This window comes from Bradyrhizobium sp. SMVTL-02, from assembly GCF_051853005.1.
GTDB lineage: Bacteria > Pseudomonadota > Alphaproteobacteria > Rhizobiales > Xanthobacteraceae > Bradyrhizobium.
This window is the reverse complement of the sequence record NZ_CP182469.1, coordinates 6,118,391-6,131,325: the sequence shown is the minus strand read 5'-3', so window position 1 is coordinate 6,131,325 and position 12,935 is coordinate 6,118,391. Positions and strand designations below refer to the sequence as shown.

The following is a 12,935-nucleotide window of genomic DNA, read 5'->3' as shown; positions in this document are numbered from 1 at the left end:
CATGCGCATCATCCACCTCCTCGTCATCGGCGCGCTGATCTTCGCGGCGGCCTATGTCTACCGGATCAAGATGGACTCCACCGCGCGCACCGAGAAAGTGCTGCGGCTGCATGCGGAGATCCGCGAGCAGCGCGACGCGATCGCTTCGCTCCGCTCCGAATGGGCCAAGCTCGATGCGCCGCAGCGCCTGCAAGGGCTCGCCGAGCGCCATCTGCCGCTCAAGCCGGTCAACGGCACGCAATATGACTCGCTGAAGAACCTGCCCGAGCGTCCGCCGCGGATGTTCAGGCCCGGCGAGCCCGACCCGATCGGGGCCATGCTCAACACCATCGAAGCTGCGAGCGATCCTGACACCGTGACGGGCTCCGTGCCTCAGTCCGAGGGCAAGCAATGAGACCGGCAACGCCTGCGAAACCGACCGAACCGTGGCGGCAGCGGCTGATCCGCAGCCTGCTCTACGGGCGCAACGTGGATCGCGCCGCCAAGGCGCGGGCGCGAGTCGGCCTTGCGATGCTCGCCTTCGCCTCGGTCTACGTCCTGATCGGCGGCCGGCTCGTGATGTTCGCGATCGGTGCCGACGCGCACAGCGCGCGCCGCGCGGCGTCGCAGGAGGTGGTCGCGACCGCGCGGCCCGACATCGTCGACCGCAACGGCGCGATCCTCGCCACCGACGTCAAGGCCTCGAGCCTGTTCGGCGAGCCGCGCCGCATCATCGACAAGGACGAGGCGATCGAGCTTCTGACTGCGACCGTGCCCGACCTCGACGAGGCCGAGGTGCGCGAGCGCCTGAAGACGCGCAAGGGCTTCGTCTGGCTGAAGCGCGAGGTCACGGCAAAGCAGCAGCAGGACATCCACAAGCTCGGCATTCCCGGCATCGGCTTCCTGCGCGAGAACAAGCGCGTCTATCCGACCGGCAACGAGGTCGCCCACCTCATCGGTCTCGTCAACATCGACAACCAGGGCATCGCCGGCATGGAGAAGTGGCTCGACAATCAGGGCCTCGCCGATCTCCACCGCGCGGGATTTGCCACCGACCGGCTGCAGAAGCCGATCGAGCTCTCGATCGATCTGCGCGTCGAGCACGCGCTGCGCGACGAACTGCTCAAGGCCAAGGACAAGTTCCACGCCAAGGCCGCCTCCGGCATCGTCTCCAACGTCAAGACCGGCGAGATCGTGGCGATGGTCTCGCTGCCGGACTTCGATCCCAACAACCCGAAGGAAGCGCACGATCCCGACCGCATCAACCGCCTCACCACAGGCGTCTACGAGATGGGCTCGACCTTCAAGGCGTTCACGCTGGCGATGGCGCTCGACTCCGGCAAGATCAATTTGAACTCGTCGTGGGATGCACGCGGAAACCTGCACTACGGCAAGTTCACCATCCATGACAGCCACCCGCTCGGGCGCTTCATCAACACCAAGGAAGTGTTCACCTACTCGTCGAACATCGGCGCCGCGCGGATCGCGCTCGGCCAGGGCGTCGAGGCGCACAAGGCGTTCCTCGCCAAGATGGGCCAGCTGACGCGGCTGCGCACCGAGCTGCCGGAGAGCGCGGCGCCGCTGATCCCGCGCCGCTGGGGCGAACTGAACACGGTGACCATCGCGTTCGGCCAGGGCATGTCGGTCGCGCCGCTGCAGGCCGTGATGGGCATCAACGCGCTGGTGAACGGGGGCTATCTGATTCCGCCGACCTTCATGAAGCGCAGCCCGGAGGAAGCGGCTGCGATGGCCAGGCGCGTCATCAAGCAAGAGACCAGCGACAAGATGCGGTTCCTGATGCGGCTCAATGCCGAGGTCGGGTCGGCGCGGCAGGCCGACGTGAAGGGCTATTATGTGGGCGGCAAAACCGGCACATCCGAGAAGGTCATCAACGGCCGATACGCCAAGAAGCGCGTGCTGAACTCCTTCACCGCGATCATGCCCTGCGACGATCCGAAATACCAGGTTCTGGTGATGCTCGATGAGCCGCAGGCGCTGCCCGAGACCCACGGTTTCATCACGTCGGGTTGGAACGCCGTGCCGACCGGCGGCAAGGTGATCGAGCGGATCGCCCCACTTTTGGGCCTCGAGCCGCGGTTCGACCTTTCGCCTGCGGAGCGCCTTATTCTTGCGGCATCCAGGACAACCCAGTAATCAACCGGGTGGGCCGCTGCCGCTGCGATTCGGCTTTCCGGCACGGCATGTCGACTGGAAGACCATGAAGCTGCGCGAACTTCTCAGCAATGATGCCGCGATCGAGCCCGCTGTCGCGGCGCTCGAGGTGACCGGCGTTGCGCTCGACAGCCGCGCGGTCAAGCCCGGCGACCTCTTCTTCGCGCTCGCGGGCAGCAAGACCGATGGCGCCCGCTTCATCGATGCCGCAATTGGCGCAGGTGCGGTCGCGGTGGTCGGCGAGCACGCGCCTGATACCTGCAAGGTGCCATTCGTCGCCCTCGCCAATCCGCGCCGTGGGCTTGCGCTGGCGGCCGCAAAGTTGTTCCCGGCGCAGCCTGCGACCATTGCCGCGGTGACCGGCACCAGCGGCAAGACCTCGGTCGCGGCGTTCACCCGTCAGATCTGGGAGCGGCTCGGGCAAGCCTCGGCCAGCATCGGAACCATTGGTCTCGTCTCCCCGAAACGCACCGTCTATGGCTCGCTGACGACGCCGGATCCGATCGCGCTGCACCGGCAGTTAGATGAGATCGCGCGCGAAGGCGTCACGCATCTCGCCTTCGAGGCGTCCTCGCACGGGCTCGACCAATATCGCCTCGACGGCGTGCGCGTCTCCGCCGGCGGCTTCACCAATCTCTCGCGCGACCACATGGATTATCATCCGACCGTCGCGCATTACCTCGCCGCAAAGCTCCGCCTGTTCCGCGAACTGGTGCCGCCTGATGGTGCTGCCGTGATCTCGGCGGATCATGGTTGTTCGGCGGAGGCGATCGATGCCGCGACCTCGCGCGGGCTGCGCGTGATGGCGGTCGGGCGCAACGGCGATGGGACAGGCGAGGGCATTCGTCTCACCGCGGCCGTGGTCGAGGGGTTCTCGCAAAAGCTGACGGTCGAGCATCGCGGCAAGGGATACGCGATCCGGCTGCCGCTGGTCGGTGAGTTCCAGATCGAGAACGCGTTGGTCTCGGCCGGTCTGGCCATCGGCACCGGCAGCGATGCCGCAAACGTGTTTGCCAGCCTCGAGCATCTGGAAGGCGCCAAGGGCCGGCTCGAGCGCGTCGGCGAGCGCAACGGCGCGCCGATCTTCGTCGACTATGCGCACAAGCCCGATGCGCTGGCGAAGGCGCTGCAGGCGCTGCGGCCCTATGCGAAGCGCAGGCTGGTCGTCGTGTTCGGCGCCGGCGGCGACCGCGATGTCGGCAAGCGTCCGATCATGGGCGAGATCGCGGCGGAGAACGCCGACGGCGTCATCATCACCGACGACAATCCGCGCAGCGAGAAGCCGGAAGCGATCCGCGCCGCGATCCTTGCCACAGCGAAGGGCGCGCGCGAGATCGGCGACCGCGCCGAGGCCATTCGCGTCGCGATCGAGGAGCTGGAAGAGGGCGATGCGTTGCTCATCGCCGGCAAGGGACACGAGACCGGACAGATCGTCGGCAGCGAAGTGCTGCCCTTCAGTGATCACGAGGCGGTCGCCGCCGCACTAGCGTCGAGGGTTGCATGAGCGCGCCAATATGGACGGTTGCCGAGGTCGCGCGTGCGCTGGGCGCCGCCGGATCGTTTCCGGACACGCCGATCGACTTCGTCACCCAGGACAGCCGGCTGGTGAAGCCGGGCAGCCTCTTCGTCGCCCTCAGCGGCACGCCGAGCGGCGGCTTCATCTCGGCCTTCGCCAGCGCGCGCGACGGCTGGGAGTTCGCCGACAAGGCGGAAGCCGCAGGCGCGGTCGCGATGATCGTGCCGCACGAGCTCGCGGGCATCCGCATTCCCCAGATCGTCGTGAAGGACACGCTGATCGACGGTCTCTGGGGCCTCGCGCGCGCCGCACGCGTGCGCTTTAAGGGGCCGGTGATCGGCCTCACCGGCAGCGCCGGCAAGACCAGCACCAAGGAATTCCTGGCGGCCTATCCGAACGCCTATGCCAGCCCGTCCAGCTTCAACAATTTCTGGGGCGTGCCGCTGACGCTGTGCAATGCGAAGGCAGACGCCAGCCTGTGGGTCGTCGAGATGGGCATGAACCAGCCAGGTGAAATCGCGCGGCTCAGCGAACTCACGCGGCCGACGGTCGCGCTGGTCGTCAACGTTCAGCCGGTGCATCTGGAAAAGCTCGGCTCGCTCGAAGCCATCAGGCGCGAGAAGGTGTCGATCGCCCTCGGCCTGCCCGAGGACGGCGTGCTGGTGCTGCCCGCAGGGATCAAGGCGTCGGAATGGAAGGGCAAGGTGGTGCGCTTCGGCGAGCATTCCGAGGTGCACGAGGTCGCGCACGCGCCGCACGGCGAGAGCTGGCAGGTCGTGGCCATGATCGGCAAGAAGGAGATCGCCTTCAGCCTGACGCCGGGCGCGCCGCACCGCGTCCAGAATGCGCTTGCCGCGCTCGCCTCGATCCGTGCCGCCAACCTCGATCCGGCGACGCTCGCGATCAAGCTCGACCGCGTCGGCATCATGACCGGCCGCGGCGTCGAGCAGGCGGTCGGCGGCATCACCGTGATCGACGACAGTTTCAACGGCAACCCGGCCAGCGTCGCCGCGGCACTGCAGAGCCTTCACGCGCGCCACATGACCGGCGGTCGCCGCATCGCGGTGCTCGGCGACATGCTGGAACTGGGCGATGACGCACCAAGCTACCACACCGGCCTCACCAGGTATCTCGAAGGCATCGACGGCGTCTATTGCGTCGGCCCCCTGATGCGCCACCTCTATGACGCGCTGCCATCGGGAAAGGGCCTCGGCTGGCACGACGATCCCGCCACGCTGAAGCCGGATGAGGTCGCAAGCCTGCTGCAGGCAGGCGATGTCGTGGTTGTCAAGGGCAGCAAGAAGATGTTCTGGGTCAACAAGTTTGTGCCGGGCCTAGTGGCCGCCTTGCAGGCAAAGGCGTAAACTGCTTGGAAGGCGCAGTTCCCAATTCCCTCGTTTGCGGCACCGTTGTCCCGGAGGTCGCCCGACCCATGATGAAGCGAATTCGCTTGAGGCACGTCGGGGTCAGGAACAAGGCCGCGTGCGAAAGACGCCATAGGACCGTCTGAATGTTTTACTGGCTGATCGAGCTCTCCAATACATTTCCGAGCCTGGGTGCGTTTCGCACCCTCCTGAACGTTTTCCGCTATATCACCTTTCGCACGGGCGGTGCGGTCGTCACCGGCGCGCTGTTCGTGTTCCTGTTCGGGCCGTGGATCATCGACCACTTGCGCATCCGCCAGGGCAAGGGCCAGCCGATCCGCACCGACGGACCGCAATCGCATCTCAGCAAGAAGGGCACGCCCACCATGGGCGGCCTGATGATCCTCTCGGGCCTGACGGTCGGCACCGTGTTGTGGGCCAATCCGCTCAACCCTTACGTCTGGATCGTGCTCGCCGTGACACTCGGCTTCGGCTTCGTCGGCTTCTATGACGATTACCTCAAGGTGACCAAGCAGACCACGACCGGGTTCGGCGGCAAGCTGCGCCTGCTGATCGAGGCGGCGATCGCGCTGGTCGCCTGCTACGCGCTGGTGCGGCTGAACCGCGATCCCGCGTCGACCGCGCTGACGATTCCGTTCCTGAAGGACACGGTGCTGCATTTCGGCTGGTTCTTCGTCATCTTCGGTGCCTTCGTCATCGTCGGCGCCGGCAACGCGGTGAACCTCACCGATGGTCTCGACGGACTCGCCATCGTGCCCGTGATGATCGCGACCGCGAGCTTTGCGATGATCGCCTATCTCGCCGGCAACGCCGTGTTCGCCGATTATCTGCAGATCAAATATGTCGCCGGCACCGGCGAGCTCGCGGTGCTCTGTGGTGCGCTGCTGGGGGCCGGCCTCGGCTTCCTCTGGTTCAACGCGCCGCCGGCCTCGATCTTCATGGGCGACACCGGCTCGCTCGCGCTCGGCGGCATGCTGGGTGCGATCGCGGTCGCGGTGAAGCACGAGATCGTGCTTGCGGTGATCGGCGGCCTGTTCGTGCTGGAGGCGGTCTCCGTCATCGTGCAGGTGGTGTCGTTCAAGCTGACGGGCAAGCGCATCTTCCGCATGGCGCCGATCCATCATCATTTCGAGCAGCTCGGCTGGACCGAGCCGCAGATCGTGATCCGGTTCTGGATCATCTCGGTGATGCTGGCGCTCGCCGGCCTCTCGACGCTGAAGCTGCGCTGACGGTACCACGATGATCCCCGTCACATCCTTCGCCGGCAAGACGGTCGCCGTGTTCGGCCTCGGCGGCTCGGGGCTCGCCTCCTGCCATGCTTTGAAAGCGGGCGGTTCCGAGGTGATCGCCGCCGACGACAATGCCGAGAATGTCGCCAAGGCCGCGCAGGCCGGTTTCATCACCGCGGACTTGCGCAACGTCTCCTGGACGAATTTCGCGGCCCTCGTGCTCGCGCCCGGCGTGCCGCTCACCCATCCGGTGCCGCACTGGAGCGTGCTGAAGGCGCGCGAGGCCGGCGTCGAGGTCATTGGCGACATCGAGCTGTTCTGCCGGGAGCGCCGGCGTCACGCGCCGGATGCGCCGTTCGTCGCCATCACCGGCACCAACGGCAAGTCGACCACGACCGCGCTGATCGCACATCTGACCAAGGTCGCAGGATATGACACCCAGATGGGCGGCAATATCGGGACCGCGATCCTGTCGCTGGAGCCGCCGCGCATGGGCCGAGTCCACGTCATCGAGATGTCGTCCTACCAGATCGACCTCACGCCTTCACTCGATCCCTCCGTCGGCATCCTGCTCAATGTCAGCGAGGACCATATCGATCGTCACGGCACGCTCGCGCATTATGCCGCGGTGAAGGAACGTCTCGTTGCCGGCGTGCAAGCCGGCGGTACCTCGATCGTCGGTGTCGACGACGGCTTTTGCCGCGATGTCGCCGACCGGCTCGATCGCGCCGGCAAGAACGTGGTGCGCATCTCCGTCAAGAATCCGCTCGCGAGCGGCATTTATGTCGAGCACGGCAACATCGTGCGCGCCTCGGGCGGCGCCCGCAGCGAGATCGCCGCGCTCGGCGGCATCGGCTCGCTGCGCGGCCTGCACAATGCGCAGAACGCGGCTTGCGCGGCAGCTGCCGCGCTCGCGATGGGCATCAGCCTCGAGGTCCTGCAAAACGGCCTGCGCAGCTTTCCCGGCCTTGCGCACCGCATGGAGCAGGTCGGCCGCCGCGGCAACGTGCTGTTCGTCAACGATTCCAAGGGCACCAACGCGGACGCCACCGCGCACGCGCTGTCGTCGTTCGCCGATATCTTCTGGATCGCCGGTGGCAAGCCGAAGGCGGGTGGCATCACTGGCCTGACCGGCTTCTTCCCGCGCATCCGAAAAGCCTATCTGATCGGCGAAGCCGCGCAGGAGTTTTCGGCAACGCTCGGCTCAGTCCCGCACGAAATCAGCGAGACCCTGGACGTCGCAGTCGAGCACGCCGCGCGCGATGCGGAAGCCTCAGGACTTGCCGATGCCGTCGTGCTGCTGTCGCCGGCCTGCGCCTCCTTCGACCAGTACCGCAACTTCGAGATCCGCGGTGCCAAGTTCCGCGAAGTCGTGCAGGCGCTGCCGGGTGTGAAGCCGGTGGTGTGAGACGTGTCGGCGCGTCGTTCTCCGCTGTCACCGCCCGGCTTGATCGGGCGGCCCAGAATTCCAGAGACCGAGCTTGAGCCGATGGGCCGCGGCGTACTGGATGCCCGGGTCAAGCCGGGGCATGACGAGCATGTGAGGTGGGTAGCTCGCTCCCATCTCCAAACATCCGCAGTTCCTTAACCCTCCGGTAACCAACCTCGGCGACCAATGGGCGGACCTCTGTCCGAAGGCGGCCGCCCATGCTCTCCCGTGAAGAACGCACCCCCTTTTCCGAGTGGTGGTGGACCGTCGACAAGCCGCTGATGGGCGCCATCCTGGCGCTGATGCTGACCGGCGTGATCCTGTCGCTGGCGGCGAGCCCGCCGGTTGCGACCCGCATCGGGCTCGATCCCTTCCACTTCTTCAGCCGCCACGTGATGTTCCTCCTGCCGTCCTGCCTGGTGCTGCTCGGGGTGTCCTTCCTGTCGCCGCGGTCGATCCGCCGGAGCGCGCTGATCATCTTCGCCATCAGCATCATCCTGATCGTGGTGACGCTCGCGATCGGCCCCGAGGTGAAGGGCTCGCGGCGCTGGATCACGCTGCTCGGCGTCAACATCCAGGCCTCCGAAATCGCAAAGCCGTCCTTCGTCGTCATCGCCGCCTGGCTGTTCGCGGAATCGACCAAGCGGCCGGAGATGCCGGCGACCTCGATGGCGCTGGTGCTGCTGCTGATGCTGGTCTCGCTGCTGGTGATGGAGCCGGATTTCGGCCAGACCATGCTGATCCTGATGGTGTGGGGTTCGCTGTTCTTCATCGCGGGCATGCGCATGATCTGGGTGTTTGGTCTTGCCGGCGCCGCCGCCGCCGGCCTGTTCAGCGCCTATCTGTTCGTCCCGCACGTTGCAGGGCGCATCAAGCGCTTCATGAACCCGGCTTCGGGCGATACCTTCCAGGTCGATACCGCCATGGAGGCCTTCTACAACGGCGGCTGGCTCGGCCTCGGGCCGGGCGAGGGCATTGCCAAGCGCAGCCTGCCGGACAGCCATACGGACTTCGTGTTCGCGGTCGCGGCCGAGGAGTTCGGCATCGTCCTGTGCCTTGCCATGCTGGCGCTGTTCGCCTTCGTCGTCATCCGCACGCTCTCCCGCGCCTATGCCAATGAGGACATGTTCTCCCGCTTCGCGGCGTCCGGCCTTGCGATCCTGTTCGGCGTGCAGGCGGCGATCAACATGTCGGTCAACCTGCAGCTCATCCCCGCCAAGGGCATGACGCTGCCGTTCATCTCCTATGGCGGCTCCTCGATCGTGTCGCTCGCCTATGGCGTCGGCATGATGCTGGCGCTGACGCGGCTGCGCCCGCGCACCGAGGTCGAGGCCAGCGGCCACGCCGAGGCGATGCGCAGTTACGCGTAAGCCGTCATTGCGAGCGCAGCGAAGCAATCCAGGCTGTTCCCGCGGAGGGATTCTGGCTTGCTTCGCTGCGCTCGCAATGACGGCAAAGGCCTTGTAAAAGGGCATTTATGGACACTTCCCCCCTGATTCTTCTCGCCGCGGGTGGCACCGGCGGCCATCTGTTTCCGGCCGAGGCGCTCGGCGTCGAGCTGATCCGGCGCGGCTTTCGCGTCCGCCTCGTCACCGACGAGCGCGCGCTGCGCTACAGCGGACTGTTCAGCAAGGACATGATCGACGTCGTCAGAAGCGAGACCGCGCGCGGCCGCAATCCGTTCCAGCTCGCCTATGCCGGCCTCACCCTCGCCGTCGGCACGCTCTCTGCCTACGGCCTGATCAAGCGATTGAAGCCGGCCGCCGTCGTCGGCTTCGGCGGCTATCCGACGCTGCCGCCGCTGGTCGCGGCAAAATTCGCCGGCGTGCCCGGCATCATCCACGACGCCAATGCGGTGCTCGGTCGTGCCAACCGGTTCCTGTCGGGCCGGGTCCGTGCGATCGCGACGTCCTTGCCTGGCGTGCTGGATCGCGATCCGGCGCTGTCGGCCAAGACGACGACGGTCGGCACGCCGATGCGGCCCGCGATCCTCGCGGCGGCTGCCGTGCAATACACGGCGCCCGAAACCAACGGGCCGCTGCGCCTGCTCGTCGTCGGCGGCAGCCAGGGCGCGCGCATCATGGCTGACATCGTCCCGGGCGCGATCGAGCAGCTCGAGCCTGCGCTGTGGAGCCGTCTCATCCTCACCCAGCAGGTGCGCGAAGAGGACATGGCGCGTGTCCGCGCCGTGTACGACAAGCTCAAGATCAAGTTCGAGCTCGCGCCGTTCTTCGCCGACTTGCCCGCGCGGCTCGCCTCCAACCATCTGATCGTGTCGCGCTCCGGCGCCGGCACCGTCGCCGAGCTTGCCGCCATCGGCCGGCCCTCGATCCTGGTGCCGCTGCCGGGCTCGATCGACCAGGACCAGTTCGCCAATGCCGGCGTGCTGGCCAAGGTCGACGGCGCCATCCGCATCCCGCAGACCGAGTTCACCTCCGACCGCCTCGCCGCCGAAATCTCCGGCTTCGCCGCCGAACCCGCGCGCCTTGCCGCCATGGCCGCGGCCGCGAAGGGGGCAGGGCGGCTCGATGCCGCCGAGCGGCTGGCCGATCTGGTGGTCAAGGTCGCGGGAATCTGACGCGAAAAAGCCCTTGTCATGGCCTTCCAAAGCGGGGCATCCAGTAGGAAGGGCGCGCGGCTGATTTGGCCGTGACCTTCGCCAGATGCCGCCTTTCCGGCGGCAAGGTCAGGGAACAGAGCATGAGACTGCCGCGCGAGATCGGACCCATCCACTTCGTCGGGATCGGCGGCATCGGCATGAGCGGCATCGCCGAGGTGCTGGTCAATCTCGGCTATGCCGTGCAGGGCTCGGACGCGTCCGACAATTACAATCTCGACCGCCTGCGCAAGAAGGGCGCGAAAGTCTCGGTCGGCCACAAGGCCGAGAATGTCGACGGCGCCGAGGTCGTCGTCGTCTCCACCGCGATCAAGCGCGACAACCCGGAACTGGTGGCGGCGCGCGAGCGCCGCATTCCCGTGGTGCGCCGCGCCGAAATGCTTGCCGAGCTGATGCGGCTGAAGAGCTGCGTCGCGATCGCCGGCACCCATGGCAAGACCACGACGACCACGATGGTCGCAACGCTGCTCGATGCCGGCGGGCTCGATCCCACCGTGATCAATGGCGGCATCATCAACGCCTATGGCTCCAATGCGCGTCTGGGGGCTGGGGATTGGATGGTAGTCGAAGCCGACGAGAGCGACGGCACGTTCCTGAAGCTGCCGACCGATGTCGCGATCGTCACCAATGTCGATCCCGAGCATCTCGATCACTTCAAGACCTTCGATGCCGTGCAGGACGCGTTCCGGCATTTCGTCGAGAACCTGCCGTTCTACGGCTTTGCCGTGATGTGCATCGACCATCCCGTGGTGCAGAGCCTCGTCGGCAAGATCGAGGATCGCCGCATCATCACCTATGGCGAGAATCCGCAGGCCGATGCGCGGCTCGTCGATCTCACCGCGGGCGGTGGCGGCTCGAAGTTCAGGGTCGTGATCCGTGACCGCAAGACCGGCGCCACCCATGAGATCGCCGACCTCGCGCTGCCGATGCCGGGTCGGCACAACGCCTCGAATGCGACGGCTGCAATTGCGGTCGCTCACGCGCTCGGCGTTTCCGACGACAAGATCCGAAGCGCGATCGCAGGCTTCGGCGGCGTCAAGCGCCGCTTCACCAAGACCGGCGAGTGGAACGGCGTCACCGTGATCGACGATTACGGCCATCATCCCGTGGAGATTGCAGCGGTGCTGAAGGCGGCGCGCGATTCCTACACCGGCAAGGTGATCGCCGTGGTGCAGCCGCATCGCTACACGCGCCTGCAATCGCTGTTCGAGGAATTCTGCACCTGCTTCAACGACGCCGATGCGGTCGTCGTCGCCGACGTCTATGCCGCGGGCGAAGCGCCGATCGACGGCATCGACCGCGATCATTTCGTCGCCGGCCTGCGCGCGCATGGTCATCGCGAGGTGATCCCGCTGCCGGCGGCCCCGGAGCTCGCGGGCATCGTCAAGGGATTGGCGAAATCCGGCGATCTCGTCGTGTGTCTTGGTGCCGGCAACATCACGCAATGGGCGTATGCGCTGCCCGGCGAATTGAAGGCGCTGGGGTGAATCTGATGAAAGACTCGCAGCCAGCCGCACGGCAAACTGCGCTCCCTCCCCCCTCGTGGCGGAGGGCGGGGGAGAGGGGTAGCCACAAACTCCAATCTCGCTTGGGGCTACCCCCCTCCCTGATCCCCCACAACGGGGGAGGGAACGGAGAGAGCGTGCTCTCCTCACTTGAGGACGAGGCATGAGCTTCCCGGACATCACCCCCGCTCTCAAAGCCACGATGCCTGACCTGCGTGGCCGGCTGCTGGCCAACCAGTCGCTGGCCGAGCTCACCTGGTTTCGCGTCGGCGGCCCCGCGCAGGTGCTGTTCACACCGGCGGACGAGGACGATCTCGCCTACTTCCTCGCGCATCTTGGCTCCGACATTCCCGTCTATGTCATCGGCGTCGGCTCCAATCTCATCGTGCGCGATGGCGGCATTGCCGGCGTGGTGATCCGTCTTGCCCCGCGCGCCTTCGGCGAGGCGACCGCGAGCGGTGATATCGTCACCGCAGGCACGGCCGCGCTGGACAAGCGCGTGGCGGAGGTGGCGGCGAGCGCCAATATCGGCGGGCTCGAATTCTTTTTCGGCATTCCCGGCACGATCGGTGGCGCGCTGCGCATGAATGCGGGCGCCAATGGCGGCGAGACCAAGGACGTGCTGATCGAGGCGAGGGGCGTCGATCGTGACGGCACCAAGCACGTCTTCTCCAATGCCGACATGAAGTTCGTGTACCGCAACAGTGGCGTCGATCCCTCCATCATCTTCACCTCCGCGCGCTTTCGCGGCGAGATCAAGGATGCAGAGGCGATCCGCGCGCGCATGGCGGAGGTGCAAAGCCATCGCGAGAGCGCGCAGCCGATCCGCGAGAAGACCGGCGGCTCCACCTTCAAGAATCCACCGGGCCATTCCGCCTGGAAGCTCGTCGACGCCGCCGGCTGCCGCGGCTTGCGCGTCGGCGGCGCGCAGGTGTCCGAGATGCACTGCAACTTCCTGATCAACACCGGCGATGCCACTGCCCAGGACATCGAGACGCTCGGCGAGACCGTGCGCGAACGCGTGAAGGCGAATTCCGGAATTGAGCTGCACTGGGAAATCAAGCGGATCGGGATTTCCGGTTAACCTGGACGAGCGACGAGAG

General features: G+C 66.4%; 10 protein-coding genes. All 10 read left to right on the top strand.

Annotated elements, in window-relative coordinates; all coding sequences use genetic code 11:
• Position 1 precedes the first annotated feature (1 nt).
• The 10 genes from ftsL (at position 2) to murB (ending at position 12,916) form a co-directional block, all read left to right on the top strand.
• Positions 2 to 394 (top strand): cell division protein FtsL, encoded by a 393-nt coding sequence (gene ftsL / locus ACNJYB_RS29295; protein WP_439370039.1) that lies wholly within the window; start codon positions 2 to 4, stop codon positions 392 to 394.
• Positions 391 to 2,133 (top strand): peptidoglycan D,D-transpeptidase FtsI family protein, encoded by a 1,743-nt coding sequence (locus ACNJYB_RS29290; protein ID WP_439370038.1) that lies wholly within the window; start codon positions 391 to 393, stop codon positions 2,131 to 2,133. The genes ftsL and ACNJYB_RS29290 overlap by 4 nt, the downstream gene beginning before the upstream one ends.
• Before the next feature lie 64 nt (positions 2,134 to 2,197).
• Positions 2,198 to 3,655 carry a UDP-N-acetylmuramoyl-L-alanyl-D-glutamate--2,6-diaminopimelate ligase gene (locus ACNJYB_RS29285; protein WP_439370037.1) on the top strand — a complete coding sequence of 486 codons (1,458 nt, stop codon included), beginning with the start codon at positions 2,198 to 2,200 and terminating at the stop codon, positions 3,653 to 3,655.
• Positions 3,652 to 5,031 carry a UDP-N-acetylmuramoyl-tripeptide--D-alanyl-D-alanine ligase gene (locus ACNJYB_RS29280; RefSeq protein WP_439370036.1) on the top strand — a complete coding sequence of 460 codons (1,380 nt, stop codon included), beginning with the start codon at positions 3,652 to 3,654 and terminating at the stop codon, positions 5,029 to 5,031. The genes ACNJYB_RS29285 and ACNJYB_RS29280 overlap by 4 nt, the downstream gene beginning before the upstream one ends.
• 146 nt (positions 5,032 to 5,177) lie before the next feature.
• Positions 5,178 to 6,281 (top strand): phospho-N-acetylmuramoyl-pentapeptide-transferase, encoded by a 1,104-nt coding sequence (gene mraY, locus ACNJYB_RS29275; protein ID WP_130365024.1) that lies wholly within the window; start codon positions 5,178 to 5,180, stop codon positions 6,279 to 6,281.
• A gap of 10 nt (positions 6,282 to 6,291) precedes the next feature.
• Positions 6,292 to 7,689: a UDP-N-acetylmuramoyl-L-alanine--D-glutamate ligase gene (gene murD / locus ACNJYB_RS29270; RefSeq protein ID WP_439370033.1), complete on the top strand. Its 1,398-nt coding sequence runs from the start codon at positions 6,292 to 6,294 to the stop codon at positions 7,687 to 7,689.
• A gap of 239 nt (positions 7,690 to 7,928) precedes the next feature.
• Positions 7,929 to 9,080, top strand: coding sequence for a putative lipid II flippase FtsW (gene ftsW / locus ACNJYB_RS29265; RefSeq protein ID WP_439370031.1), 1,152 nt, complete (start codon positions 7,929 to 7,931; stop codon positions 9,078 to 9,080).
• 107 nt (positions 9,081 to 9,187) lie between these two features.
• Positions 9,188 to 10,288, top strand: a complete 1,101-nt coding sequence (gene murG / locus ACNJYB_RS29260; protein WP_439370029.1) for an undecaprenyldiphospho-muramoylpentapeptide beta-N-acetylglucosaminyltransferase — start codon at positions 9,188 to 9,190, stop codon at positions 10,286 to 10,288.
• A 122-nt stretch (positions 10,289 to 10,410) separates the two neighbouring features.
• Entirely contained in the window at positions 10,411 to 11,814 is a 1,404-nt protein-coding gene (gene murC, locus ACNJYB_RS29255) for a UDP-N-acetylmuramate--L-alanine ligase (RefSeq protein ID WP_439370027.1), read from the top strand.
• Positions 11,815 to 11,995: 181 nt separating this feature from the next.
• A complete protein-coding gene (gene murB / locus ACNJYB_RS29250; RefSeq protein ID WP_439370025.1) occupies positions 11,996 to 12,916 on the top strand; it encodes a UDP-N-acetylmuramate dehydrogenase in 921 nt (306 codons plus the stop codon).
• The last annotated feature ends 19 nt before the right edge of the window (positions 12,917 to 12,935 follow it).

Coding starts and splice junctions, on each gene's coding strand:
- ftsL (WP_439370039.1), top strand. CDS start 2: ATGCGCATCATCCACCTCCTCGTCATCGGCGCGCTGATCTTCGCGGCG.
- ACNJYB_RS29290 (WP_439370038.1), top strand. CDS start 391: ATGAGACCGGCAACGCCTGCGAAACCGACCGAACCGTGGCGGCAGCGG.
- ACNJYB_RS29285 (WP_439370037.1), top strand. CDS start 2,198: ATGAAGCTGCGCGAACTTCTCAGCAATGATGCCGCGATCGAGCCCGCT.
- ACNJYB_RS29280 (WP_439370036.1), top strand. CDS start 3,652: ATGAGCGCGCCAATATGGACGGTTGCCGAGGTCGCGCGTGCGCTGGGC.
- mraY (WP_130365024.1), top strand. CDS start 5,178: ATGTTTTACTGGCTGATCGAGCTCTCCAATACATTTCCGAGCCTGGGT.
- murD (WP_439370033.1), top strand. CDS start 6,292: ATGATCCCCGTCACATCCTTCGCCGGCAAGACGGTCGCCGTGTTCGGC.
- ftsW (WP_439370031.1), top strand. CDS start 7,929: ATGCTCTCCCGTGAAGAACGCACCCCCTTTTCCGAGTGGTGGTGGACC.
- murG (WP_439370029.1), top strand. CDS start 9,188: ATGGACACTTCCCCCCTGATTCTTCTCGCCGCGGGTGGCACCGGCGGC.
- murC (WP_439370027.1), top strand. CDS start 10,411: ATGAGACTGCCGCGCGAGATCGGACCCATCCACTTCGTCGGGATCGGC.
- murB (WP_439370025.1), top strand. CDS start 11,996: ATGAGCTTCCCGGACATCACCCCCGCTCTCAAAGCCACGATGCCTGAC.